This window comes from Nostoc spongiaeforme FACHB-130 (genome assembly GCF_014698475.1).
GTDB classification, from domain to species: Bacteria; Cyanobacteriota; Cyanobacteriia; order Cyanobacteriales; family Nostocaceae; genus Nostoc_B; species Nostoc_B spongiaeforme.
Window position 1 is genome coordinate 48,255 of record NZ_JACJTB010000037.1, and the last position, 26,110, is coordinate 74,364.

Here is a 26,110-nt window from a genome sequence, read left to right on the forward strand (position 1 = left end):
GATTTTAACCTTGATAATGAATAGAGTAGTTACTATTTTGCAGTCTGATGCAGCGTCACAAAAGTATACAATCTGCTTGCTTAAAAATTTTTAATATAAATTCTCATCAAATAGTTTTAATGTAACTTTTTAATGACCTTTCTTAGCCGTTCGTAAATCGGAACCTCGGTACATCCTTTTTCAAGGTGAGAAATTTTAATATGAGCAGCAATTTAGCCAGCAAGTTACGTGTCGGCACCAAAAAAGCCCATACTATGGCAGAAAATGTGGGTTTTGTCAAGTGCTTTTTAAAAGGAGTGGTAGAAAAAAGTTCCTACCGGAAATTAGTGGCTAACTTTTACTTCGTCTACTCGGCAATGGAAGAGGAGATGGAAAAGCATCGCCAACATCCCATCGTTTCTAAAATTGATTTTGCCCAACTGCACCGCAAGCGGACTCTAGAGCAAGACTTAAACTACTATTACGGTGCTAACTGGCGCGAACAAATCAAACTATCGCCAGCCGGTGAAGCTTATGTACAACGCATCCGCGAAATTTCCGCAACCGAACCAGAATTATTAATTGCTCATTCCTACACCCGTTACTTGGGTGACTTATCCGGGGGACAAATTCTCAAGAACATTGCCGTGACAGCAATGAATTTGAGCGATGGACAAGGAACGGCCTTTTATGAATTTGCCGAAATTCCTGATGAAAAAGCATTTAAAGCAAAGTATCGTCAAACATTAGACGAACTACCCATTGATGATGCCACAGGCGATCGCATCGTGGATGAAGCCAATGCAGCCTTTGGGACGAATATGAAAATGTTCCAAGAATTAGAAGGCAACTTAATCAAAGCGATCGGTATGATGTTGTACAACAGCCTCACCCGCCGCAAGACACGCGGTAGCACTGAACTAGCTACGGCTGAGTAAATTAGAGAGGCTAGTACCGCTACGCGGAAGTCAAAAGTCAAAAGTCAAAAGTTAAAAAGCCCATATCAAAGGCTTTTCACTGACTTGAAATGGTATCTTTAATTTCCGCCGCTTTGTGCTAGAGGCTAGAGGCTATTTCCTCAGCACTCCAGACTCAGTAATCAAATTAAAAATAGGGACAATGTTCCTATGATTGCTTTCTTGATGAAAGTAACCACAGGAAGATTGTCCCTAAATTTTGTTTATTTGCTCCAAACAGACAATTAATACCATTTTGGATTTTAGATTTTAGATTTTGGATTGCGGAATTGTTTACTGGTGAGCTTTACAGGAATCCATTTGTCGCAATCATTTTTCAAATTGGTATAAGGTTCTCAAGAAAGGTGTAGGTGTTTAAAACCCTTACACCCCTATACCCCTACTATCTGTGACTGCAACAAATCTAGTTTCATCTTGAAAGAAATGCCTCCAACGCGGTTCACAGTTTCACTATGAGGGAGAACTTGCCAACCGAATCTTTGATATAGCTGCAAAGCCGGATTTGTGCTTCTAATACTGAGTGATATGGCTGGGTAAGATTTTCTGGCGACTGTGAGTAAATGAGTGAGTAATTTTGTACCTATACCTTGATTGCGATATTCAGGGAGAGTTGCGATCGCCAGTTCCGGTGTAAAATCGTCAATATAGCCATATCCTTGATTTTCACCTGTTAATAACCTAATCCACGCTGCTCCCACAGGTTGGTCAGTGGTAGTATGAATAGCAACGAAGCCTAAATCATCTTTGCGTCCCCAACCTTGAACATATCTAGCCAAATCAGGATTATTCATTGCATCCTGAATGGTTTTACCTTCTTGTTGTATGTGTGCCGCTTCGCACAGCATTTGCCATAAAAAAGGTTCATCTTCGGGCGAGAGGAGACGAATCGAATCATCCATATTCTAAATTTGCTGATGGTAGAATGCTGCGATTACTAAAAAAATACTATAACTTGATATGATAGCCTGTACCTTAAAAGCATTAACCATGTGTGGCAATCATTTCTCCCAGCGTCGCCATTGCCTTATACTATTATTTTTTCAATTAAAATCTGAATCTGCTGAAAATAGTCTTCAATCAACAAGATAACCATGAAAATTTATCGGGAAGATTTAGATTGGGCGGTTTCCCAAGGCTTAATTACGGCAGAACAAGCCAATGCGTTGTGGAATGCACTTTCCATGCGTAATAGTGAACGCCCACAATTTAATTTTGTCAATGTTAGTTATTACTTTGGGGCATTAATTGTGATCTCAGCTATGACATGGTTCATGACATTAGCATGGGAATCATTTGGTGGCGGTGGGATTTTTTTGTTAGCCAGTATTTATGCCTTATGCTTTGTACTTGCAGGAAGCAATCTTTGGTGGCGACAACAGATGAAAATTCCTGGAGGTTTGCTATTTACCATTGCCGTTTCCTTGACTCCTTTAGCAATTTACGGACTGCAACGTGCAACAGGATTTTGGCTTCAAGATAACCCCGGTACATATCAAGATTTTTATACTTGGATTAAAGGCAGTTGGTTTTTGATGGAATTAGGAACTATCATCGCAGGTTTAATTGCCATCAAGTTTGTGCGGTTTCCCTTTTTAATCGCTCCCATTGCTTTTTCTCTGTATTTTATGTCTATGGATATCGCACCATTATTATTTGGGGAAAAAAACTACAATTGGCAGCTAAGGCTATCTGTTTCCGTGTGGTTTGGTATTGCTTGTATTGTGATTGCTTATCTAGTAGATATCCGCACTCGTAGACGCGATGGAGATTATGCTTTTTGGTTATATTTTTTTGGGTTACTTGCCTTTTGGTGGGGTCTAACTTTAATGGGCGACAGTAATGAATTGCAAAAATTCATCTATTGTTTGATTAATTTAGGTTTAATATTGTTGTCGGTATTGTTAAGACGAAAAGTATTTATTGTGTTTGGGGGGATGGGTGTTTTTGGTTATTTAGGACACCTGGCTTACAGCATCTTTAAAAATGCCATATTATTTCCCTTTGCGCTCACAGTTTTAGGAATATTTATCATCTATTTAGGAACTGTATATCAACGCAATAGTAGGAAGATTGAAGTCTTTCTAGAACGTTTATTACCAGATAATATGAGACGCTTTTTACCCAGAGAGTAATAATTTTTTGTCAAGATAGCAAGCCCTACGTAAGCCCCCGGAATTGAGTGATACGGAACACCGAAGTTTTTTGTTCAGGACTTCAGCACAAAGATTGTCTTTTATTCAGAGTTGTAATTCGATAAAATTACCAAGCCGAAGCAGTAGGAACAGCGAATGGAGAGATGAACATTAACTAGTACAGGTTGGCGTAAATAAACAGACCATAAGGAATTGCTAAAAGGCTCGTGGTATCACTGTTCTTTCTTTTTCCTTTTGACCTTTTACTTTTACCTTTTTGTACTAGCCATTCCCTATTCCTTCTTCCCCATTTCCCTTGAATTAATAACATGGCAACAAAAATCCCCGTTACAGTCATTACAGGCTTCTTAGGTAGTGGTAAAACCAGCCTAATTCGCCACCTCTTACAAAATAACCAAGGTCGTCGCATTGCCGTATTAGTCAACGAATTTGGCGAATTGGGTATTGATGGCGAGTTGTTGAAATCTTGTCAAATCTGCCCCGAAGATGAAACTGGCGGGAGTAATATTTTTGAGTTAACCAATGGCTGCTTGTGCTGTACAGTGCAGGAAGAGTTTTATCCCACAATGCAAGAGTTAATCAAGCGCCGGGACAACATCGACTGCATTGTGATTGAAACATCTGGGTTAGCTTTACCGAAACCACTAGTTAAAGCCTTTCGTTGGCAAGAAATTCGCAACGCTGCCACAGTAGATGCAGTGATTACTGTAGTAGATTGTGCAGCAGTAGCGGCTGGGACATTTGCCAGTGATTTAGAAGCGATCGCCGCCCAACGCCAAGCAGATGATAGCCTAGAACATGAGACACCCTTGCAAGAGTTATTTGAAGACCAACTCGCCTGTGCAGACTTAGTAGTGTTGAGTAAAACTGACTTAGTAGATGCAGAAACTAAATCACAAGTAGAGCAATTAGTCAAACAAGAATTGCCCAGAGTTGTGAAAATGGTCGAGAGCGATCGCGGTCAAATCGATCCAGCCCTATTATTAGGATTACAAGCCGCCGTCGAAGACAACTTAGATAGCCGTCCCAGCCATCACGACAGCGAAGAAGACCACGACCACGACGACGAAATCACCTCCACACACGTCATTTTAGACCGCGCCTTCGACCCAGAAAAACTCCAACAACAGTTGCAAAATCTGGTAGATCAACAAGAAATTTACCGCATCAAAGGCTTTGTTGCAGTTCCGAATAAACCCATGCGCCTAGTATTACAAGGCGTAGGAAACCGCTTTGAAAAATTTTATGACCGTCCTTGGCAAACAACAGAAACAAGACAAACTCGCTTAGTCTTTATCGGTCGTGATTTGAACTCCACAGAAATAGAATCGCAACTTGTAGCCTTGTAGATTACTCTAATTTTGCTATTTAAAGTAGTTAGGCTTGTCTACCTTGCCTCCCTTGCCTCCCTTGTCACCACATCAAACAATACCTTCTTAATTCCAAACCCTAACCTCTCACCTTCTTCTATGACCATCTCCCAATTATTTGACATTGCCAATTTATTCGTTTTACCCTTTTGGGCATTGATAATTCTCCTACCCAATTGGAAAGTTACAAAGCGAATTATGGAATCATATATTCCATTTGTCCCTTTAGCTGGAGCATATTTGTATTTATTTATTACCAGCATTACTCCAGAAAATGCCCAAGCTTTATCTAATCCCCAATTAGCGGATATTGCTCGATTTTTTGCCGATGAAAAAGCTGCTGCCACAGGTTGGATTCATTTTTTAGTCATGGATTTGTTCGTTGGCAGATTTATCTACTGGGAAGGTCAAAAAACTGGAGTTTGGACAATTCATTCCCTGATACTTTGTTTATTTGCTGGGCCGATGGGAGTGTTATCTCATATCATCACAACTTGGATTACCAAAGCAATTTCTCCCAAATTACCAGAAAATCAAGCAGCGATATCATCTTCTGGTAATTAGAATAGAACTCCTAAAAAACACAGGGTGTATGTAGCGAAAACTCTTATACCAATTTAATCCGAATTTGCATCCTATAAATCTTGTAGAGACGTTGTATATAACGTCTCTCTCCCTTGTCTACCCTGTCTCCCTTATCTTTGTTGTTCACATATCAACTAGAACTCCTATATTCAGCGTTTCACAATGACTAAAGTTCCTGGCTTTGTCCAGTTGTACAATTTCCGCGCTTGCTTGACTGGCAAATTCACGCAACCGTGGCTGACGGGAGTACCGAAACGATTATGCCAATAAGCACCATGAATTGCATAGCCTTCATAAAAATACATTGCATAAGGAACATCAGGGATGTCGTAGCCTCTACCCCGCATTCGGTTAGTGCGATACTTTGACTGAATATGAAATCTACCGATGGGTGTAGGGGTGGCTCGTTTGCCAGTGGATACAGGGAAGGAATAAACTAGCTTTTGACCATCCCAGGCACGTAAACGCTGCTGAGATAAGTCAATTTCAATGCGGCGAGTTTGAGATAGTTGCCGACTGTCAGAGATTTGGATGTTGTTGTTATTGAGTGAGGCGGCTGTCGCTATCACAGAATTGGGGTCAGCCGTTGTTGGTAGCGCCGAGGACAAAAAAGTTGCTAACAGTAGCGCCACACCTGTACAAAAATTTCCTGAGCGACGAATTCCAACATTAGTAGTTCGGGTTCGCATTCTGCATCACCTTCTAACAACGCAAAAAATATTGTTGTAGTTTTGATAAACACTACAAATTGCCAAAACAATTCCTAGTTGTTTATGCAGTATCTACAAGGATGATCTGCCAATCCACCAACACCAGTATCAGGTGAGACTAATATAGTGGCTACGTACCAAGGTTGTATCTTGTTGCTAGGTCTGAAGGAGTAGGAATGTGAGGGTTTTCATAACTTCTATCTATACATTTCTATACCTTTGTGCCTAGAAGAGATTAAACCTCTCGCTGCTGAGTTCTCTCAACTGAGTTGGAGTATTGACAGTGATTTATTTCACTTTGTAAGTTGAAAACGTGCAAACTACTAAATTGCGATATTTGCACTTGTAATTTTTCCCAGGACTTACGCAAACAGAGATAAGCTGACTAGAGTAATCTAGTTTCTATTTATAACTTCAAGTTAAGTGATAATAATTCCGGAGCGTGGCTATTGTAATGTCTTGATTTGCTGTCATTACAACGTGCAGAGAGCTGGCAGTGTAAATATTTTACTTTAGTTTACGAATTAGCTCTCAGGTGTACTGAATCAATCATCTCTAATTTCTAATTTTTACCATTAGAGAAGCCTAAAAATCTGCGATACTCTTCTAGTTGCCTTTGAATTTGATCTAGTTGTTCTAAAAATTTACCTAGCTGACCATTATTACCATTGGTTGGGTTATTATTGGGAGTCTCTTCATCGGTACTGTTGTAGCTCTGAATACCTATACTGTCATTGTAGTAGTGGAACTGTAAGCTAGTTGCTGAATTAATTGCGTTGTTTTGATGATTGATTTTAGCGGGAGAGGTGATTTCCGAAACAGAGTGATGATCAACGCTGAAATTAGTAGCAGAGATTTGATAATTAGATGATGCTAGTACAGATTTTACTATTGAGCTAGTGCTAATTGAATCAATCTGAGAACTAGGAGTGGCAGCCTGAGTATTATTTCCGGCTGTTTCTGTAATAATTTGCCGCACTTGTGTAGGAGTTAGACTACGGTTAGCACTCAACATCAATGCAACTACCCCAGCTACATGAGGAGTCGCCATAGACGTGCCACTGTAAGAAGCATACTGATTATTCGGCACTGTTGAATAAACATCCACACCTGGGGCTGTCACATAAGCCAATTCATTTGTCCCAGAACGATTAGAAAAATTAGCCAAGCTATTATTTCTATCGACTGCGCCCACAGCAATTCCTGTATTTTTAGCATAACGGGCTGGGTAGTTTGGTTGAGAACCACCATCATTACCAGCCGCCATCACCACAACTACGCCTTTACTATTGGCATACTCAACCGCATTTTGCAGAGTCTTGTTAGAAAAACTACCACCTAGGCTGAGGTTAATCACATTAGCACCATTATTCGCTGCATAATAAATGCCGTTGGCTATAGCACTATACGAACCAGAACCAGATTCATTTAACACTTTCACTGGCATAATTTTGGCATTATAAGCAATGCCAGTTACACCATAGTTATTTTTCTCGCCAGCAATAGTTCCAGAAACATGAGTACCGTGTCCGTTTTGGTCTAAGGTGTTGTTGTTGTTATTGACAAAATTCCAACCCCGGACATCATCAACATAACCATTGCCATCATCATCTATGCCATTACCAGCAATTTCTTTCGTATTAGTCCAAATATTATTTTTTAGATCCTCATGGTTGTAATCAACCCCAGTATCGATCACGGCGACAACAACACCCTTACCTGTATACCCATTATTCCAAGCTTCTGGAGCATTTACAAGGTCAGCGCCCCAATTATTTCCCCCCGAATTTGGAACATCTGCAAAGGTATTTTTACCTGCAGCTTTAGCCACGGCCGCCGCCGCATTTACTAACCCATATCCTGTAGTAGAACTATAGTTTTTAGTAGTTGCTGTAGTTATTTTTGCATTGCTCGGTTGGTAATAACTACTGCTACTAAGATAAGAATTATATTGATTTTTATTGTCGAAACTATCTGCTGAGGAGAGCAGTTGAGAGTTTAGCCCGTTATGAGAAAGTAATGCTTTACTAGTATCATTAATGGGCATAAGTATTTTCTCCTCAAATAAAGTTAGAATTCCATATTTTTGACAGCATTAACTGTTAAAACCTTGGACTTCAGGTTTTAAGCAGTAAATTTACCGTCCTTGCCAATAATTACTATGGAATTAAATAGCAAAATGCTGTTTTTTTTACAAAAAAATATTAAATATAATTTAATTATTCATGCTTGTTTTTAGCTAAAAACAAGTTTGAGTAAGGATCAGACAAAATTATATTTTCAGAAATTAATAGATAAATGCCGATAAAAAATGATAGTTCGTTGATATTTATCTGACTTTAATTTGAACTTGTAATTTGGGATAAAAATACTCCAAAGATAATGCTAATACTGTAGAGTGCAACTCGATACAGTCCTACCAATATATGAACATTACGCAAAGGTAGACGCAGAGGACACGGAGGAATGAGAGTTTGAGAGAGTTTTTGCGTAAGTCCTATAGATATTAGTGTGACAATTGTAATCGAGATGATGAGTAGCGATCGCCCACTTCGTGCCATAACTTTTATCCTCACACCACTGGCTGACAAACCAGAAATAATACAGCAACAAAGTAGGTAATTCCCGAAATTTGTTTACTAAAATTAATTATGATTTATTGTTGTTTATCTAAATCCATAAAAATATCATGCTGCTCTTTAAACACTCTCTGCGTCGTCTCTAAATTAAAGTCAGTCGCTATCAAATCAATACCATCAATAATTTTTGGTATCTGAGTTTCATCAATTTGCAAACTTAGAAAACATTTTTCTCGATAGTCTGGTCTTTCCTGAAAACGCTTAACAGCAGTTTTTAAAGGACGAATTACTTCATAAGCGTTCTCCGCCTTGTTAATTGCTGCTTCGGGAATTGGAGATTGTAAGCGTAAAATTGCTAGATCAATTAAATCTCTAGATTCAACACTATCATCCATATAGCGATCAGAATTTGCCAGCAGCTTCGATGTAAAACAGTCAATGAGGCTTAAGCAGGGAACAGGCGACCATTCTGTATATCTGGGCGGGTCTGGTTGAAAGCGTGATTCAGCGATAATCTCTGTTTTAATCGGTAAGTTATCTACAATAACTATCATCCTAATTCCATACTGGTCAGTAGTCCCTCTGCCAATGTGAATACCACTCAAATCAGTAAATAATGCTTCATACCCGCCATCAAATACAACAGTGCGAAGATACTTGTATCCTGATACACCCACAGGAGAAATAAAATCAATATCTTTACTCCAACGGTATTCTTCAAAATCAAGTGCAAGAAGGGTTCCACCACCGAAGTAAGCAGAACCCTCTTTAAGTATGTCAGAATTTAAGCTTTCAAGAATCGTCAGAATTTTATTATGGTGATCCAATCGAAATCTCATACACAAGCTTCTAGCCAGGAATGATAACGTCTAGCAAGAGTCTTGAGAAAATTTAGTTCTTCGCCTTCAAGATTATTAAATAATTGACGATACTGCCAACCCCGCTCATAGCGACTCAGCATTTGCTCAGGAGTAAAATGATAAACATCTCCTGTCTGCCAGCAGATTGACTCCAAAAAAGGAAGCTTCTTTGGAACATTGGCTAAATTGATTGTTGGTGTAGCGATTGTCATAGCACTGCTAATAGGCTACTTTTGCTAACTATATTCCTAGAATAACTTATAAATTAGCTTCTACCGCCAAATAAAGCAAACGGTTAAATTAACTATTACAAAGTTAGAGGCTTTACTATGACTCAAGTAAGTTATCCAGTACTAGTCATTAAATCCACAATAGAAGTAGAAGAAGTGTAACGAAAGCAGGTACAGGGGAAATGGTGCGCTTAAAACCGTGGCAGTGGGTCATCTTAGGAACACCGATCGCAGCTATTATTATTTTCTTACTAGTCGCCGCAGGTTTGCAAATCAATGCCTGGGGAATTAACTGGATTTGGGCGGTGTTTACGGTTGTGTTTGTTGCTTGGCGGTGGTTGTTGGTGCGGTGGACTCAACCGCAAATTGCCCAAGTTGAGGCGGCTTTGGCAGGATTCCAAGAAGAACTAGAGGCGGCTGTTGATATTACCACCACAACGGCGGGAAGTGAAGCAACACAGCAAGCGGAAGCCGCATTACAAAAAATTCTGGAAGCATCCATTAACGATCGCCCAATTTGGGAAGATTGGCAAACTTTTTGGCAACGCTGTCAAGATGTAGTGGTGGCTGTGGCGAATATCTACCATCCCCAAGTACAGTATCCCCTGCTGAATATCTATGTCCCCCAAGCTTATGGACTGATTCGGGGAACAGTGGATGATTTAGACCAGTGGATGCAGAGATTATCACCTGCTTTAAATCAAGCTACTGTCGGGCAAGCTTATCAAGCTTATGAAGTATATCGCAAGCTAGAACCATCAGCCCGTAAACTTTTGCGAGCTTGGGGCTGGGCGCAATGGTTGTTAAATCCAGTGGCGGCGGTGGCTAATCGGGCGACGAAGGGTTATACTAACCGCGCTAATCAGCAGTTGTTGGTGAATTTAGGTCAACTGTTGCGCGAAGCAGCTTTGAGAAATTTATGCAGACAAGCGATCGCACTTTACGGAGGTATTACACTACCAACAACAGCAGCGATTTCTTCACCAACTATCCCCCAAACCAAAACCCAAACTCTGCGCGAAATTCTCACCCAAGCTGAACCAGTCGCGGAAGTTGAGCAAAAACCCATCAGTATTTTACTAGTTGGGCGGACAGGTGCAGGTAAAAGCAGTTTAATTAACACTTTATTCCAAGCTGACTTGGCGGCGGTGGATGTCTTACCCAGTACTGACGAAATTCAAAATTATCATTGGGAAACTTCTAGTGGCGAAAGTCTCACCCTTTGGGATACTCCCGGTTACGAACAAGTCAAGCGGGGAGAACTCCGCCAATTAGTATTAGACTATGCAACTAACGCAGATTTGTTATTGTTGGTGACACCCGCCCTTGATCCGGCTTTGCAAATGGATGTGGACTTTTTAGCAGATATGAAAGCCGCAGTTGATGATTTACCTGCGATCGCAGTTGTTACCCAAGTAGATAAATTGCGTCCTCTGCGGGAGTGGGAACCGCCATACAATTGGGAGTGGGGAGACAAGCCAAAGGAAATTTCTATCCGGGAAGCTACTCAATATCGTGCTGAAAAACTAGAGGAATTTTCTAACTTAGTTGTCCCCGTAGTTACAAGCGATCGCAAAACTAACCGTACAGCTTGGAATATAGATACTTTATCATTGGGATTGATTGAAGCGATCGCACCCGCCAAACAACTACGACTCGCTCGGTTTTTGCGTGACTTAGACTCCCGCACCGTCGCCGCCGCTAAAATCATTGATCACTATACCTTCCAAATGGCGACTACCCAAGGACTCACCACCTTATTAAAAAGTCCTGTATTGCAATTTATTGCCACAATGTCTACAGGTTCTCCCACCTTGGCTTATTTATTAGCAGAGCAAATTCCTGTAGAACAGTTACCGATTGTCATTGGTAAACTTCAAATTGCTTATGAGTTATTTTCACTATTAAAAACTGATAATTCCCCTAAAATTAACTTTGATTTAATCTCACTGTGGCCATTATTGTTAGAAAATTCTGCTACACCTGATCGTAATGCTTGGGCATTTGGTCATGCCCTTGTCGAATACTGGACTCAGAATTTAGCAGTGGAACAACTACGAGAGCGATTTGAGTATTATTTGCAACAGGTTTGAAATGTGTTATGTTTGGGCGATCGCGCCTTAGTATTAAAATTTGAGCGATGAATAATGAAATTCAAATTCAACCGAAGACACGAAATATTTATTGAAGAGAAACTCAGTAGTGGTAAATATCACACTATTGAGGAAATAATTGTCGAAGCTTTAGAGCTTTTAGAAGAACATGATAAAAAGTATGAACAATGGTTAGCAGCAGTCCGTAACAATGCTGATGTTTCTATTGCTGAATTAGAAAGAATTGACAACAGATTTTTAATCGCACAATTAGAAAGGAAATTACGTCAAGCACTAGAATCTTAGCGAGTCGGTGCGGGTGCAGAGTGCAGGGTAAGAATTTTTGGCGTTGCTGATTGAGAATATGAATTTGTCTCACGCAAAGGCGCAAAGAAAAACATCTGATTCACCAACGCCGAATTTTTACTCAGCACTCAGCACTCAACCCTCATCCTTGCGTTGACACAGTTAATACCTGCGGTGGGGTTGCATCTGGTGGATAGAGAAAGTCTACTTCGACTAATCTGCGATCGCTCGGTTTCATATTTAATACTACTAGTGGTTGTCCCGGTTGACCGCGCTTTTGGACTAAATGCACAAATTTAGTTTGTGGCATACCTTTATCATCTTTGTAGCGTATCCGCACACTGCCGCGAAAGAAGGTTTGACGTGCAGGAGTAGCAAAAAAGCGCAGTCCTGGTTTAACTAACTGATCTTCTTTAATGGGAGTTTGCATCGCCACCGCCACAGTTTTTGGCGTAGCAGTATTGTTATATAACGGTAACTTCAAGTTGTATTGAATTGCATAGTTACCATGTGCGCGATATGCAGTATCGGGATAACGGACTAACATTGGCGCACTTTGAATTTGATTCGTCCCCAAAGTGCCTCCGTGTAAGGTACTCAGGGCGTAAGAAACAGCTTGTCCCGGCTGGGGAATTGTTAAAAATCGGGCTTTGGGACTATCTACGATAAATGCACGCCAAAAGGAACCGCCAGCTACCCCCGCGACTCTTCCGTAAATTCTGGGTTTCCCAGTTTCTTCTAAAGGAGTTGGTGTTTTATCTCGTGGTGTGGATAATTCACCGTTATCTAATAAATTTTCCCATTCGGCTAAAGTCGGCGCACGTTCACTACCATCAGGATTATCTTTGGCAAACATCGCTAAACTAGCAGCGTAGACTGTACCGTTACTCCGCAAGCGCATTAAAGTAGAACGACCATTTAAAGGCGGTGTTAATCCTTGCACGGGAATTGGGAGATTCAGTAACATCTGACTTTGCTTGGGTGCAAGGACAATTTGCGCTGGGAAGATTGCTTGTCGTCTGCCTCTGATAATATCAGACATGACGCGATCGCCCGGCCCCGCAAATACTTTACCCGCAGCATCTTCGACATAAGGCGGTAGTTCAATAAATGGTGCATCTGGCTGACTTAAATAACTCGCCGCCTGCAAAATATTAACGGTGACTGGTTGCTCAGTCGGATTATACAAAATTATACCGAGATAGAGCGATCGCAAGTTTTCTGGCGGATCAGCTTTGGCAACATGATGAGCGAAAATATCAAATCTTCCCCGGAAAGGAAAATTTAAATGCGCTGTTGGGACTTTTTTACCATCCCCAGGAAAAGTAGATAATAAAATCCCTTCCTTCAAAACCAATTCTGGACTATTGCTATTAAAAGTTGGCACTGAATCTAACTTTCCTGGTAAGGGTAGAACTTGTTGCGGTTGGACAACTTCTTCTGGTGGCGGTGTAGGAGGTGTGGTTTGTGAAATCAGTAAACTGAGTAAAAATGACAACATATACTTAGGTAACGATTTTTCCTTAAAGACGCACACTATTTTATATGAGTGCCAAATTGTTAATAATTAATAAGAAGTCAGCCAGAACAACCAGCAAATTTTCTTGATTTAACACCGGAACGTGAACAAATATACAACGAGTTGACAGTTTAGATTGCTGGAGATAGTCAAGAACTGCATAATAAAGACCTTCGCAAACAAATTTACCGCAGTCACTACTAATATCAGTTGCTACTGTTGGCAAAACTAATTTTTCCAAATTAACTGCTGTCGGCAAAAAAATCGCGCCTTGATTAGCACCCTCCTCTACACTTAATCTTTGCCGACTAGCAGCCATGCCACAACAGATAATGTAATCTGGTTGCAACTCCTCAACTTTTTGAATTACCCAGGAACTAGCCAGCATCACATCTACAGGTAACAGCCGTAGAAATTTTAAATCATGGGGGAGCGATACAACTTGACTCACTTCTTGTAATAAATCATCCGATGAATTTGAATCTTGATCCCTTAACCAAGTATCAAAAGAAGTTAATAAAAATCTTTTCTTCATTAGAATTATTATTTAGAATAGAAAAACCCTCCATAATAAATTTACAAGGAGCAGGTCAATGCCAGTTATTGCAGTCGTAGATTACGACATGGGAAATTTGCACTCAGTCTGTAAAGGCATAGAAAAAGCTGGGGCAACTCCCAAGATTACAGATTCTGCTAAAGAAATATCATTGGCGGATGCTGTAGTATTGCCAGGAGTTGGGGCATTTGATCCCGCAGTGCAACATCTTAGAGAACGGAATTTAGAACAACCCATAAAAGATGCGATATCCTCTGGCAAACCCTTCTTAGGAATTTGTTTAGGATTGCAAATTTTATTTGAATCAAGTGCGGAAGGAACTCAACCAGGGCTAGGAATTATCAAAGGAAAAGTCCGCCGCTTTCAGCATGAACCAGGAATTACTATTCCTCACATGGGTTGGAACCAATTGGAATTAACCCAAGCAAAAAGCATTTTATGGGAACATTTGCCTGCTAACCCTTGGGTTTATTTTGTGCATTCTTATTATGTTGACCCAACAGATCCGCAAGTCCGGGCTGCAACTGTTACCCACGGTACTCAAACTATCACAGCTGCCATTGCCAAAGAAAATCTCATGGCGGTGCAGTTTCACCCCGAAAAATCCTCTAATATAGGATTGCAAATCCTATCTAATTTCGTTTCTCAAGTGCGTGAACAAATTGCAGCATAGGGTTTGTGATTTGTCATTTGTGATTTGTCATTTGTCCTTGGCAAATGTTGAATGACCAGTGACTAATGACCAATGACCAATAATCATGAGTTTGAGAATTTACGGCAAACGTCCAATTAAAACTTTACCAGGGAAAGAAACCAGACCCACAAGCGCACGGGTAAGAGAAGCTGTTTTTAATATTTGGCAAGGCGAAATTGTTGGTTGTCGCTGGCTAGATTTGTGCGCGGGTAGTGGTTCAATGGGAGCAGAGGCTTTGTGTAGAGGAGCCAGCTTGGTAGTAGGAATTGAACAATCAAGCCGAGCCTGTGCAATTATTCAAGAAAATTGGCAGCAATTAGCCAGCAATGAACAACAATGGCAGCTATTACGTGGTGATGTCATTCAGCAGTTAAAAATTTTGTCAGGAAAACAGTTTGACAGAATTTATTTTGACCCACCCTATGCTAGTGGATTATATCAACCTGTGCTAGAAGCGATCGCTAACTATAATTTATTAGACCCCAAAGGTGAAATCGCCGCAGAACACAACCCCCAAGGCTGGACACCGCCAGTAATAACCAATTGGGAAATTTCTCGCCAAAAAGTTTACGGTAACACCGCCTTAACTTTCTACAGAGTCATTGACTCAACAACAGACAATGATGGGGATACAAAGTCATAAAGTGCAACTTTGATATCCCCACCACTTAACAAACACTTTGTACTCAGCACTCAGCACTCAGCGAGAAGTTGCGTGCGCGGGTTCCCCGCGTTGAGCAAACTTCGGTGACTCAGCACTTGAGATCAACCACCCAATTCATTGGGGCGCTTGTATTGCTTGTATGCAGCGTAGAATAAACCAGCCAGAGTTACAACAATTAGACCAAGCACAATACCAGAAAGCAGGGGTTCAACCACTTTAAATCTCCTGTTTGCAATTATTAACGATTTATATCCCGTTTTTGATTTTACCAAATTACGGCGAATCCCGCTTGCAGCAGTGTTTTTGAGCTATGTCCACTTGTAAGAAAATAGTCACCTGTGCTTGCGGTACAAATCAAGAACTTTTAAGCTATGTGTAGGAAATGAAAAATTTTATAACCTTACACTTTCACAGCAAACCTTTTGGATAACCAGATTACCAAACCTGAACTTCTGATGCAGCGTATCGTCTTATTGGTTCTAGCGATACTGCTATCAATCCCTTTGGGCATCTTTGGTGTTCAAATGGTACAAGCCTCAGATCCCTATGTTAAAACCGTTCTTTCCTTAGCTGGAGACACAGTTCAAGGAAATGCAATCTTTCAAATTAACTGTGCTGGTTGTCATGGTTGGCAAGCAGATGGGCGAGTCGGCCCCAGTTTACAAGCTGTTTCTAAACGTAAATCTCGCTATAAATTGATTCACCAAGTGATTAGCGGTGAAACGCCGCCTATGCCCAAATTTCAGCCTAGTCCTCAAGAAATGGCAGACCTTTTGAGCTTTTTGGAAACCTTATAAGAGTTTACATATCTTAAAAAATGAAGATTTCATTAAAGATGTAGCATTCGGTGTTCTACATCTTTAGTTTTTTGCAGGACTTACGCAAAATCATGAAAAAACGAACCGCAAAGAGCGCATAGACGCGATAGCGGCTTCCCGCAGGGTAGGACACGAAGTTAAGAGGATTTGAGAGGGTTCTTGCGTAAGTCCTATTTTGGTTGGGGAGTAGGGGACTGTTATCTATCACCTGTAACCTGTAACCTATCACCTGCTATCTAAGATATGTAACAATAATTGCTTGGTGAGACGATCGCAGTTGGGATAAAAAATGACAGAAGCTCTCCAAATTGGCAACCGTACAATCCAGGCTACTGAGCTAGTTCCGTTACTGGCAAGTTACCAAATGTTGCCACAGCTAATCCGGGAATTGATTATCGATGAAGCGATCGCATCTGTAGAATGTACATCAGAAGAAATTACTCATGCTCAAAAGCAGTTTTACTTAGAACGACAGTTAAAAACCGATGCAGACATTAAAGCCTGGATGGCTTATCACGGTATAACAGTCAATCAACTCGAATCAGTCACAATTCGGAAACTGAAAATCGAGAAATTCAAAATTGCTACTTGGGGTAACAAACTCGAATCATACTTCTTTCAAAACAAAGCCAAGTTAGATAAAGTCATTTATTCCCTACTACGTACTCAAGATATTGGACTTGTCCAAGAACTATACTTTCGCCTCCAAGCTAAAGAACAATCATTTGCAGAATTAGCCAAAGAATACTCCCAAGGCCCAGAAGCCCAAACTGGCGGACTAGTCGGCCCAGTTGAACTACAAGCAATTCATCCGGGAATGGTACAGTTGCTATCTAGCAGTCAACCCGGTCAAGTTTTACCTCCCGCCAGAATAGCTGAATGGGTTGTGATTTTGCGCCTAGAAAAACTCATCCCAGCCCAACTCGATGACCAGATGAAAGCAAGATTGTTGAATGAACTTTTTGAAGCTTGGCTACAAGAACAGCAAAAGCAAATCCAATCTAATTCTTAATCAACACCTAGAAATTTAGGTTATGATTTGAACACAAGGGTGCAGATATCAAATAAAGTAACAGTTAGCAGGTGATAGAATTACCTGAAATTCTATCCGCGTTTATCTGTCTTGAAAAGTTTGCTCAAGTCGGCAGAGCCGCCCACGCAACGCCAGTTGCTTCAAATCGGGGAACCCGCCCAACGCACTGGCTTAACTTTTCGCTGCGTCCATCTGTGGTTAATTTTAACTTAGTTCTATTAATCATTTAATAATTAATAATATCGCCCCATAAAAAACATGAGCAAGCGTAGGCTAAACTTATTAGCTCTTTCAACCTTCAGTTTATTTGTTATTGGACTGGACTTGCTAAAGTTTAGCCAAGCAGAAATCAAAGCAGTTCCACCAATAGAAAAACAAATTAAACTTCCTGTATCTCGGTTGCGACCAGATATTATTAAAAGACTGCTAGACAGAGAAGATATTAACTCGGCTGTTATCCATATCGAAAGAGGTTGGAAGCAGCAGTATGATGAATATATGCAGGTGAAATTGCCTTCAAATCAAGTTATTGAAGTCAACAAAATCAGTCAAACTCTCAAGAATATTAATCAAAGAGTAGGTAAAAAAAGCGCCTTAATATATGCAGTACCAACTGCTGACCAACTCGATTTAATCTTGGTTCTGCCAGATAAACCACCGATTCACAAACGTATCCCCGAAGCCAAAAAAGAAGTATTGACTAACTTAGTCACGAAATTCCGCAATGATGTTACAAATCCCAGTTCTTCGCGCAAGCGATATCTAGCCTCCGGTAAAAAAATATATGACTTTTTAGTTGCACCCTTGGCATCTGAATTAAAAAGCCAAGGTATTAATAATCTGCTATTTTGTTTAGGAGGTGGCTTACGGACTGTTCCTTTAGCGGCGATTTCTGATGGTAAAACATTTTTAATTGAAAAGTATAGTTTAACAATTATTCCGGCTTTTAGCCTTCTCGATTTGCAATTGACAAATATTACCAAAACCCAGGTTTTAGCAATGGGAGCATCAAAATTTCAAAGCCTGGAACCTTTACCTGCTGTTCCCTTAGAATTATCTAATATTGTTAATAATAACTGGAAGGGTAAATCTTTATTAAACCAGGACTTCACTCTTAAAAACCTGAAGAAAGAACGTGCTAAGTATCCTTTTGGAATAGTTCATTTTGCTACCCATGCTGAATTTGCTCAGGGTTCTGTGGATAAATCTTATATCCAGTTTTGGGATAGAAAAATTCGCCTAGATGAACTGAAAAGTCTAGGACTCAATAACCCTCCAGTCGAGTTATTAGTATTGAGTGCTTGTCGTACTGCGTTGGGTGATCCTCAAGCTGAACTGGGGTTTGCTGGGTTAGCTGTACAGTCAGGCGCAAAAGCCGCTTTAGCCAGTCTTTGGGAAGTGAGTGATGGCGGAACATTGGCTTTGATGCTGCAATTTTACGACAAACTAAAAGCTAATCCAGTTAAGTCAGAAGCAATACGAAAAGCTCAAATTGATATGCTCAAAGAGCGTGTTAGTTTGGAAGATAATCCCCGCATTCGTGGTGCTGCTTCTTCAGAGTTACATGAGTTGGATGAGCTTGATGAGGATGAATTATCTCATCCTTATTATTGGGCTGGATTTACATTGATTGGTAATCCTTGGTAGTATGGCGACTGGTTGGCGATCGCTAAAATAATAATTCGCTTATTACACTTTTTCTTAAGCTTCTGGTGAGATTGTCATTTGTCCCAAATTTCATCAGTGTTAGGGATTCAACTTTTAAAATATTACTAAGCATTACTGATTACTGTTTATTTACTGCTTATACTGACAATAATGAGTTTAATCAAAACAAACTTTCCTATTGGGAAACAGTATGAGCAATACCAGTTTTTGGAAATCTGCTTACCAATTATTTAAACCAGAAGAACCTTTAACTACACCTGAAGATTTAAAAGTTTTTTATGTTCAGAGAGAAAATAGCCCAGTAGATAAGCTTGTTAGCTTGCTGGAAATGGAAGATGATCCAGCCAAATTTTTATTAGCAGGTCATCGAGGTGGAGGTAAAACTACTGAACTGCGAAGATTAGAACAAAAATTAGCTGACATCTACACAGTTGTTTGGATTGACACGCAAACATCCCTAGACAGATATAACATAGGCTATGCAGAAGTTGTAGTTTTGATTGGCTTACAAATTGCTCAGGCTATTGAATCTAATTGGCTATTTAAAAAAGATAAATTATTAGATGCTCTTTTAGACAGCTTAAAAAGTGTAGTTTATGAAGATAAAGGAAGCCACACTGAAGGTTTGGGAGTGCCAGAATTTATAGAAAAGGCAGGTATAATTCTCAAACGAGGTTTAACAAGTGAAGTGACAAAAACACTCAATGTCCGTCCTGTGTTGAGTAAAATTATTACCAGCGTTAATAATATTATTGAAGCTGCGGAAAAAGAACAGAAAAAAAAGTTACTGATTGTTGTGGATGGATTAGATAGACATGATCAAGTAACAGCATTGGAAATGTTTTCTAGTTCTCTGTTGATAGAATTGAATTGTCATATTATCTATGCTATTCCTATCTCTCTGCGATATTCACCGAGTTTTCGTCAGCCAATGGAAGCATTTCAGAAATGTTTGGATTTAAATAATCCACCTGTTTTTGAATCTGATGCTAATTTGTGTCCAACTAGTGAGCCTGATCAAAAAGGTCGAGAAATTCTAATTAATGTCATTAACAAACGTTTGGATACTTTAGGCGATAGTCACAAAGGTTTATTTAACCCTGATGCACTGGAATTAATTTGCGAAAAAAGTGGCGGAGTGATGCGAGATTTAGTCAGGTTAGCACGTACCGCCTGTGAAATTGGGTTACGGAATAAGTTGAGTTTTGTAGATTTAGCCACTGCACAAGAAGCAGTACGTGAAGTACGACGAGAATATAATTTAAGCGATTATCACTATCCTGAATTAGATTTAATTCATCGCACTGGGAAACTCACAACTAAAACCCATAGTTTGCCAAAAAAGGGTGATTTTATTGTTTGTGATGAACTTTTGCAAAATAAATTAGTTTTGGGGTATTACAACTCAATGCAAGAATCTTGGTTTGATATTAATCCGATTTTAATTGAGGATTTAGAACGCTGGCAGGCTGCGAATAAAGATATTTAAAAGTATTAATTGCTCTTGAAAATTACTATTAAATGCTGGTGTGATGTATGCTGGATCAAGATTCTACCTACTCTCTTAGCGAAGCTGACAAAGCAGAATTAAACAAATTAGTCAGTGTTTTGGAACTTTCTAGTGGGACGACAATTATATTTGCGATCGCACCAGAAAGTAGCCCCCAGCATCCTGTTGTCAAACAGCTAAAAGAATCATTGGCTGTTAGCGAAGAACAGTTTGAATTTACTAACTTTTATTATAGTCAAAACTCCTTCCATAATTTTCTGTATAGCTTAGATGATCAGCAACATCAAACTCTAGAAACTGGGCGCAAATTGGTAATGGCATTTGGAATTGACCAATTACCAACACCGCGCTTAGTAAAAGAAATGAGGCAGTTAAATTTAGGTAGGGAAGAACTATTTGGGAGAAATTTATGTTTGATTTTGTGGCTAAATAACATCGACTTTTTAGATGAATTTCGTCAGCGTGCGCCAGATTTTTGGGATTGGCGAGGCAAGATACTAGAATTTGAAACACGTAATCCTTTGCTTTATCCCTATTTAGATTGGCTGATTGCTGAAAATTCCTATTTAAAAATGAGTGGTGTAATGCAAGTAAATCGTCAAGTTGATATTTTTCTTGACCAAATATATGTTTCCCTGCAAGCACAATGGCGACAACAAGTTACAGATACTTCTGAGCGTAGTCAACGGGAACTTGAGGCGTTAACTGTACGGCAAGCTCAGAGTAGTAGTAGATTAAAAGAAATAGGTTCTAACCTGGATGATTGGGATGAACCTTACTATTATGAACCACTGCCAGAAGTACCAGTATCAACATTAGTTTCTAGCACTAAAACCGTTACACAAAAGGTAGATTTATCTGAGGCGGTACGGCAGAATTGCTATAGCGTGATTTTAGGCAGTCCTGGTGCGGGAAAAACTACTCTGCTGCGTTACTTAGCACTACATTTTGCCATTGCCAAACGAGATGAATTAGAAACAGTTATTGTTGAAGATGATACTGTTGAGGAGACAAAGAACAAAGAGTTAGGTAAAACTTTGTTACCTATTTTCTTCCGTATTGCTGATTATGCAGAAAAATTAAAACAACAACCAGAGTTAACTTTACTAGACTATTTGTGTCAGTTTTATCGTCAGTGGGAAGCTCATTTTCAAGCAGAGGTAGAAATAGGAAATGAGGTAGCAGCGTTACTTTTAGATGCAATGCGTCAAGGACAGTGCTTGATGTTGCTGGATGGATTAGATGAGGTATTTGATCAAGAAAGTCGCAAACAGATTGTAGAACGGATTAACAAATTTGTTGATGAGTTTCCTAGCAATAAATTCGTCATTACCAGCCGGATTGCTGGCTACAGTGATGTAAAACTCAGCAGTCGATTTGCCGAGTTTACTATTGAAGATATGGACAGCGAACAGGTAGAACGGTTTTTGTATCGCTGGTGTCGAACAGTTGAAAAAGCACAGCAGCCAGATGCTAGTGAAGAGCAATGGCTAAAAAAAGGTACAGAGCAAGCGCAGGAAATTTTACAGGCGGTTAAAGATAATCCTGGTGTACAGCGATTGACGGCAAATCCCTTGCTGTTAACTATTTTGGCATTGATTCACCGCAATGGAGAACGACTACCCAACCGCCGCGTGAAACTGTACGAGTTGGCAGTACAAACTTTAACCGAAGATTGGCAACTTGGTAAAAAATTACCCGATGCGCCAAGGGTGGTGTTAAAAGAAACTGAGGTAGTGGAACTTTTAGCACCTCTGGCATATTGGATGCACGAAGAAAAGCCTTCTGGTTTGGTAACACAAGCAGAAGTAGAAGAGAAACTAGCAGCTAAGTTAGCAGAATTAAATGATGCTGAACCTGAATCTGATTCTGTGCGCCAAGCAGTAGGAGAATTTTTGCGGAAGGTGCGAGAAACCACAGGGTTATTTGTAGAGCGAATGCCTGGGTTTTATGGCTTTATGCACCTGACATTTGAAGAGTATTTTGCAGCTCGTTATATTGCAGATAAAGAACAAAGTGAGATTTTGGAATTAATTCAAAAACATCTGCATGAGCCACGTTGGAATGAGCCGCTATTACTAGCTTTGGGATATTACGGGAGTCATTTTTCCACGCAATTTAAGAGATTAGCAGAAAAATTATTTGTCAATATAGAAGATTATCAACCAGTTTTGCAGCATGGCGAGATTAAAATTAAAAGCTCAGTATCTGATGATGCCACTATTGTTTATTTCAAGCAAGATGAATCAATAAATAAGTTGAAGCAAGAAGAATTTCAACTCAGAAATTTACTGTTTGCAGGACAGGTGATTGCTGAAATTGAAATTAATAATATTGTTATTCGCAAAAAGCCAATAAAAAAGTTAGTAATTACTTATCTTGGCATAGATGCTGATTTTGATGATGATATAACCAAGCAAATACTGAGGCTACTGCGTAAAATTGAACTTTTTTGTCAAAAAGGTGAAGTCATAGATTTATTGAAACAAGAAGCCAATAATTCAAATTTATCTGAAGAAATTCGGGTTAAAGCAAAAGCAGCTATTCTTTATGTTGCTTGTGGTGAATCTACAGGATTAGTTGATTGTGTCGCAGAAATTATTAACCAATTAGAACCTACACTATTTTGCAGTATGAGAGAGTTGGTTAAAGAATTGGGTGATGACATGACACCTAATCTTGAACATACTCGCCAGCATTATCATCTTAATGAAGATTGCCAAACAGCATTAAATTTTCTCGCGGCAATGTCTTATATGCGTAAAGATAAGTATGATAAAGCCATTGAAATGTTAGAATCGTTAACTGACAACTCAGATAGCAGATTTAGTGCCTATATTGCTTGGTCTTTGGCTACTTGCTATCAAGAAAAAGAGTCTTTTGAACAAGCAATTTATTACTATCAAGAATGTTTTGAACAATTGGTTCGATATATCGAACCATCAGAGTTTCTAATTTTTTGGAGAAATAGAGGTATTTGTCATAGATTGCATGGCAAATATGAACAAGCTTTAGATTGTTTTCAGCAAATGCTGACTATTAGTAGAGAGATTAATAAACCTCAAGATGAATCATTAGCCTTATATCACATAGGTAGAACTTATCAAGAATGGAGTAAATACGAACAAGCAATTAATTACCATCAACAAAGTCGTGAACTTTATCAGCAATTAGGTAAAGATAATAATGTGGCTAATCAATGGGATTGGTTGGCTGTTTGCTATCGAGAATGGGGTCAATATGAGCAAGCTGTTGAATGTGAAAATAAAGAATTAGCAATTTGGCAGCAACTTGATGACCAAGCTCATGTTGCACTAGCTTATTGGCGACTAGGTAGGATTTATCAAATTTGGGGTAAATACGAACAAGCTATCAATTACCATCAACAAAGTCGTGAACTTTATCAGCAATTAGGTAAAGATAATAATGTGGCTAATCAATGGAACTGGATGGCTGATTGCTATCGAGAATGGGGTAAATACAAGCAAGCTATTGACTGTCAAAATCAAGACTTAGCAATGAGGCAGCAGTTAGATGATCAAGTTAATGTGGCTGATGCTTATCGGCAATTAGGCAGGATTTATCAAGAATGGTGTAAATACGAACAAGCAATAGATTACTATCAAAAAAGTCGCGAACTTTATCAAAAATTAGGTAAAGATAATAATGTGGCTAATCAATGGAACTGGATGGCTGATTGCTATCGAAAATGGGGTAAATACGAGCAAGCTGTTGAATGTGAAAATCAAGACTTAGCCATTTGTCAACAACTTGATGACCAAGTGAATGTTGCAAATGCTTACTGGCAATTAGGTAGGATTTATCAAGAATGGTGTAAATATAAACAAGCAATAGATTACTATCAAAAAAGTCGCGAACTTTATCAAAGATTAGGTAAAGATAAATATGTAGCTACTCAATGGAACTGGATTGCTTTTGGCTACAGACAATGGGGGAAATATGAGCAAGCTATTGAGTGTCAAAATCAAAATCTAGCTATTCGTCAGCAACTTGATGACCAAGTGAATGTGGCTGATGCTTATCGGCAATTAGGATGGATTTATCAAGAATGGTGTAAATACGAGTTAGCCATAAATTATTATCAACAAAGCCATGAACTTTATCAGCAATTAAGTAAAGAGAAAGATGTCGCTAATCAGTGTTACAATCTGGCTGATTGCTATCGAGAATGGGGTAAATACGAACAAGCTGTTGAATGTGAAAATCAAGACTTAGCCATTCGTCAGCAACTTGATGACCAAGTGAATGTTGCAAATGCTTACTGGCAATTAGGCAGGATTTATCAAGAATGGTGTAAATATAAACAAGCAATAGATTACTATCAAAAAAGTCGCGAACTTTATCAAAGATTAGGTAAAGATAAATATGTAGCTACTCAATGGAACTGGATTGCTTTTGGCTACAGACAATGGGGGAAATATGAACAAGCTATTGAGTGTCAAAATCAAAATCTAGCTATTCGTCAGCAACTTGATGACCAAGTTAATGTGGCTGATGCTTATCAGCAATTAGGATGGATTTATCAAGAATGGTGTAAATACGAGTTAGCCATAAATTATTATCAACAAAGCCATGAACTTTATCAACAATTAGGTAAAGATAAGGATGTATCTAATCTCTGGTTTTGGCTTGGTGATTGCCATCTAGAATGGGGGAAATATGAGCAAGCCATAGATTTTCATCTCCAATATTTAAAGATACTTCAAAAACTAGATATTCAACCATTAGTGGCCTTAGCCTATAACCAGCTTGGCAAAATTTATCGAGAATGGGGCCAATATGAGCAGGCAAATAAGTATTTTCAGGATAGTATCCGTTTTTACCAACATCTAAATATAGATTTAGATGTTGCTTGGGCTGTGAGGAGAATGGGTTACAGTCAAATATTATTATCTAAAACTTGTCAGACTAATGTAAAATCACTCACATTACTTACCCAAGCTGAAGAAAATATTCGCCAAGCTATAGAAATAAATACTGCATATAAATATCAAGGAAACCTTGCCTATGACTACACTATTCTTGGCTTACTCTACTCACAATATCTACGCCTCTTACCTAACGAAGATACATCAATTTCAGAAAAAATTGCCTTATTTGAAGAATATTATCACAGAGGCTTAAGCTATCTTGATGAACTAGGTCAAACAGTTAATAAAGCTGAAGAATCTCTCGATATGGCTCGTGCTTACCTAGAAGTAGAAGCTTTAGAAAACCTAAATCTGAGTGAAAAAATTGCTCAAGAATGTCTGCAAATTTTTCAAGAGTATAACCGCCGTAAACTAGAAGCTTCTGCACACAAGTTGTTGGGTGAAATTTACCTCAAACGTAGCCAAAAAAATCAGCTAGGTGCAGAAATAATTGCTACTCAGTTTTTAACCAACAGTTTGCAAATTTATCGAGATTTAGATTTACAAGAAAAAGCTGGGGAGGTAGAAGATTTATACACGTCTTGCGCTGACGATTAAAATCGCGGCTACAAAAACAAAGCCTGCCTCCGCAGGCTCAAAAGGCTTGACTTTACGCGCTTTCCGCACAGGTGGACTTTGTTTGTGTAGTCACGAATTCCATTCGTTGGGGCTAGGTGCAAGATATGTGCTGATATCATGTCCGGTTAATTAGTTGTGATTCCCACAATCTTTGCACCCCACCCCTAACCCCTCCCCGTTGACCTACGGTGTACACACATCCTTACACAGAGCAAGTTTCCAGCCCTGAAAGAAGTATTCAAATTGACGTAGCCCACAAATCAAAGTAGAAATGCCGGGAGGTTTTTGAGAACGAT

General features: G+C 39.4%; 23 protein-coding genes. 13 read left to right on the forward strand and 10 right to left on the reverse strand.

Features of this window, described 5'->3' with window-relative positions:
* Positions 1 to 200 precede the first annotated feature (200 nt).
* The gene (locus tag H6G74_RS22775) at positions 201 to 917 is read left to right on the forward strand and encodes a biliverdin-producing heme oxygenase (protein ID WP_190969826.1); all 717 of its coding nucleotides are present in this window, start codon (positions 201 to 203) and stop codon (positions 915 to 917) included.
* Between the two features lie 410 nt (positions 918 to 1,327).
* Here H6G74_RS22775 and H6G74_RS22780 read toward each other — a convergent pair whose 3' ends face one another.
* Positions 1,328 to 1,855, reverse strand: a complete 528-nt coding sequence (locus tag H6G74_RS22780; RefSeq protein WP_190969827.1) for a GNAT family N-acetyltransferase — start codon at positions 1,853 to 1,855, stop codon at positions 1,328 to 1,330.
* A 192-nt stretch (positions 1,856 to 2,047) separates the two neighbouring features.
* On the opposite strand from H6G74_RS22780, the gene H6G74_RS22785 reads away from it, so the two are divergent.
* The 3 genes from H6G74_RS22785 (at position 2,048) to H6G74_RS22795 (ending at position 5,043) form a co-directional block, all read left to right on the forward strand.
* Positions 2,048 to 3,088 carry a DUF2157 domain-containing protein gene (locus H6G74_RS22785; RefSeq protein WP_190969828.1) on the forward strand — a complete coding sequence of 347 codons (1,041 nt, stop codon included), beginning with the start codon at positions 2,048 to 2,050 and terminating at the stop codon, positions 3,086 to 3,088.
* 329 nt (positions 3,089 to 3,417) lie between these two features.
* Positions 3,418 to 4,458 (forward strand): cobalamin biosynthesis protein CobW, encoded by a 1,041-nt coding sequence (cobW, locus tag H6G74_RS22790; protein ID WP_190969829.1) that lies wholly within the window; start codon positions 3,418 to 3,420, stop codon positions 4,456 to 4,458.
* 120 nt (positions 4,459 to 4,578) lie between these two features.
* Positions 4,579 to 5,043 carry an ABA4-like family protein gene (locus H6G74_RS22795; protein ID WP_190969830.1) on the forward strand — a complete coding sequence of 155 codons (465 nt, stop codon included), beginning with the start codon at positions 4,579 to 4,581 and terminating at the stop codon, positions 5,041 to 5,043.
* Positions 5,044 to 5,213: 170 nt separating this feature from the next.
* Here H6G74_RS22795 and H6G74_RS22800 read toward each other — a convergent pair whose 3' ends face one another.
* From H6G74_RS22800 to H6G74_RS22815, 4 genes are all read right to left on the reverse strand, one after another.
* Positions 5,214 to 5,753 (reverse strand): L,D-transpeptidase, encoded by a 540-nt coding sequence (locus H6G74_RS22800; protein ID WP_190969831.1) that lies wholly within the window; start codon positions 5,751 to 5,753, stop codon positions 5,214 to 5,216.
* Between the two features lie 583 nt (positions 5,754 to 6,336).
* A complete protein-coding gene (locus H6G74_RS22805) occupies positions 6,337 to 7,821 on the reverse strand; it encodes a S8 family peptidase (protein WP_190969832.1) in 1,485 nt (494 codons plus the stop codon).
* Positions 7,822 to 8,430: 609 nt separating this feature from the next.
* Positions 8,431 to 9,192, reverse strand: coding sequence for a nucleotidyl transferase AbiEii/AbiGii toxin family protein (locus H6G74_RS22810; protein ID WP_190969833.1), 762 nt, complete (start codon positions 9,190 to 9,192; stop codon positions 8,431 to 8,433).
* A complete protein-coding gene (locus tag H6G74_RS22815) occupies positions 9,189 to 9,425 on the reverse strand; it encodes a hypothetical protein (protein ID WP_190969834.1) in 237 nt (78 codons plus the stop codon). The genes H6G74_RS22810 and H6G74_RS22815 overlap by 4 nt, the downstream gene beginning before the upstream one ends.
* 200 nt (positions 9,426 to 9,625) lie before the next feature.
* Here H6G74_RS22815 and H6G74_RS22820 point away from each other — a divergent pair, with 200 nt between their 5' ends.
* Both H6G74_RS22820 and H6G74_RS22825 read left to right on the forward strand, forming a co-directional pair.
* Positions 9,626 to 11,536, forward strand: a complete 1,911-nt coding sequence (locus H6G74_RS22820; RefSeq protein WP_190969835.1) for a GTPase family protein — start codon at positions 9,626 to 9,628, stop codon at positions 11,534 to 11,536.
* 54 nt (positions 11,537 to 11,590) lie between these two features.
* Complete coding sequence (locus H6G74_RS22825) at positions 11,591 to 11,842, forward strand: type II toxin-antitoxin system ParD family antitoxin (protein ID WP_190969836.1); 252 nt, start codon at positions 11,591 to 11,593, stop codon at positions 11,840 to 11,842.
* On the opposite strand, the gene H6G74_RS31620 is transcribed toward H6G74_RS22825, so the two are convergent.
* From H6G74_RS31620 to H6G74_RS22835, 3 genes are read right to left on the reverse strand one after another with little or no spacing between them, the layout of a single operon-like run.
* A complete protein-coding gene (locus H6G74_RS31620; RefSeq protein ID WP_277927177.1) occupies positions 11,839 to 11,970 on the reverse strand; it encodes a hypothetical protein in 132 nt (43 codons plus the stop codon). The genes H6G74_RS22825 and H6G74_RS31620 overlap by 4 nt on opposite strands.
* Before the next feature lie 14 nt (positions 11,971 to 11,984).
* Positions 11,985 to 13,343: a DUF3370 domain-containing protein gene (locus H6G74_RS22830; RefSeq protein ID WP_190969837.1), complete on the reverse strand. Its 1,359-nt coding sequence runs from the start codon at positions 13,341 to 13,343 to the stop codon at positions 11,985 to 11,987.
* Between the two features lie 40 nt (positions 13,344 to 13,383).
* On the reverse strand, positions 13,384 to 13,896 hold the full coding sequence (locus H6G74_RS22835) for a pyroglutamyl-peptidase I family protein (RefSeq protein WP_190969838.1): 513 nt from the start codon (positions 13,894 to 13,896) through the stop codon (positions 13,384 to 13,386).
* A gap of 58 nt (positions 13,897 to 13,954) precedes the next feature.
* On the opposite strand from H6G74_RS22835, the gene hisH reads away from it, so the two are divergent.
* Together hisH and rsmD are read left to right on the forward strand one after the other, a co-directional pair.
* Entirely contained in the window at positions 13,955 to 14,590 is a 636-nt protein-coding gene (hisH, locus tag H6G74_RS22840; RefSeq protein WP_190588535.1) for an imidazole glycerol phosphate synthase subunit HisH, read from the forward strand.
* 85 nt (positions 14,591 to 14,675) lie between these two features.
* A complete protein-coding gene (rsmD, locus tag H6G74_RS22845; protein WP_190969839.1) occupies positions 14,676 to 15,254 on the forward strand; it encodes a 16S rRNA (guanine(966)-N(2))-methyltransferase RsmD in 579 nt (192 codons plus the stop codon).
* Between the two features lie 122 nt (positions 15,255 to 15,376).
* Here the strand turns inward: rsmD and petG are convergent, their stop codons facing one another.
* A complete protein-coding gene (gene petG / locus H6G74_RS31355; protein ID WP_010995538.1) occupies positions 15,377 to 15,490 on the reverse strand; it encodes a cytochrome b6-f complex subunit V in 114 nt (37 codons plus the stop codon).
* Positions 15,491 to 15,697: 207 nt separating this feature from the next.
* On the opposite strand from petG, the gene H6G74_RS22855 reads away from it, so the two are divergent.
* Complete coding sequence (locus H6G74_RS22855) at positions 15,698 to 16,072, forward strand: c-type cytochrome (protein ID WP_190969840.1); 375 nt, start codon at positions 15,698 to 15,700, stop codon at positions 16,070 to 16,072.
* A 310-nt stretch (positions 16,073 to 16,382) separates the two neighbouring features.
* Positions 16,383 to 17,105: a peptidylprolyl isomerase gene (locus H6G74_RS22860; protein WP_190969841.1), complete on the forward strand. Its 723-nt coding sequence runs from the start codon at positions 16,383 to 16,385 to the stop codon at positions 17,103 to 17,105.
* A gap of 124 nt (positions 17,106 to 17,229) precedes the next feature.
* On the opposite strand, the gene H6G74_RS31625 is transcribed toward H6G74_RS22860, so the two are convergent.
* On the reverse strand, positions 17,230 to 17,352 hold the full coding sequence (locus H6G74_RS31625) for a hypothetical protein (RefSeq protein WP_277927178.1): 123 nt from the start codon (positions 17,350 to 17,352) through the stop codon (positions 17,230 to 17,232).
* Between the two features lie 32 nt (positions 17,353 to 17,384).
* Here H6G74_RS31625 and H6G74_RS22865 point away from each other — a divergent pair, with 32 nt between their 5' ends.
* The 3 genes from H6G74_RS22865 to H6G74_RS22875 all read left to right on the forward strand — a co-directional run bounded on the left by H6G74_RS22865 (position 17,385) and on the right by H6G74_RS22875 (position 25,793).
* Complete coding sequence (locus H6G74_RS22865) at positions 17,385 to 18,773, forward strand: CHAT domain-containing protein (RefSeq protein WP_190969842.1); 1,389 nt, start codon at positions 17,385 to 17,387, stop codon at positions 18,771 to 18,773.
* 211 nt (positions 18,774 to 18,984) lie between these two features.
* A complete protein-coding gene (locus tag H6G74_RS22870) occupies positions 18,985 to 20,283 on the forward strand; it encodes a P-loop NTPase fold protein (RefSeq protein WP_190969843.1) in 1,299 nt (432 codons plus the stop codon).
* A 47-nt stretch (positions 20,284 to 20,330) separates the two neighbouring features.
* Positions 20,331 to 25,793 carry a tetratricopeptide repeat protein gene (locus tag H6G74_RS22875; RefSeq protein WP_190969844.1) on the forward strand — a complete coding sequence of 1,821 codons (5,463 nt, stop codon included), beginning with the start codon at positions 20,331 to 20,333 and terminating at the stop codon, positions 25,791 to 25,793.
* The last annotated feature ends 317 nt before the right edge of the window (positions 25,794 to 26,110 follow it).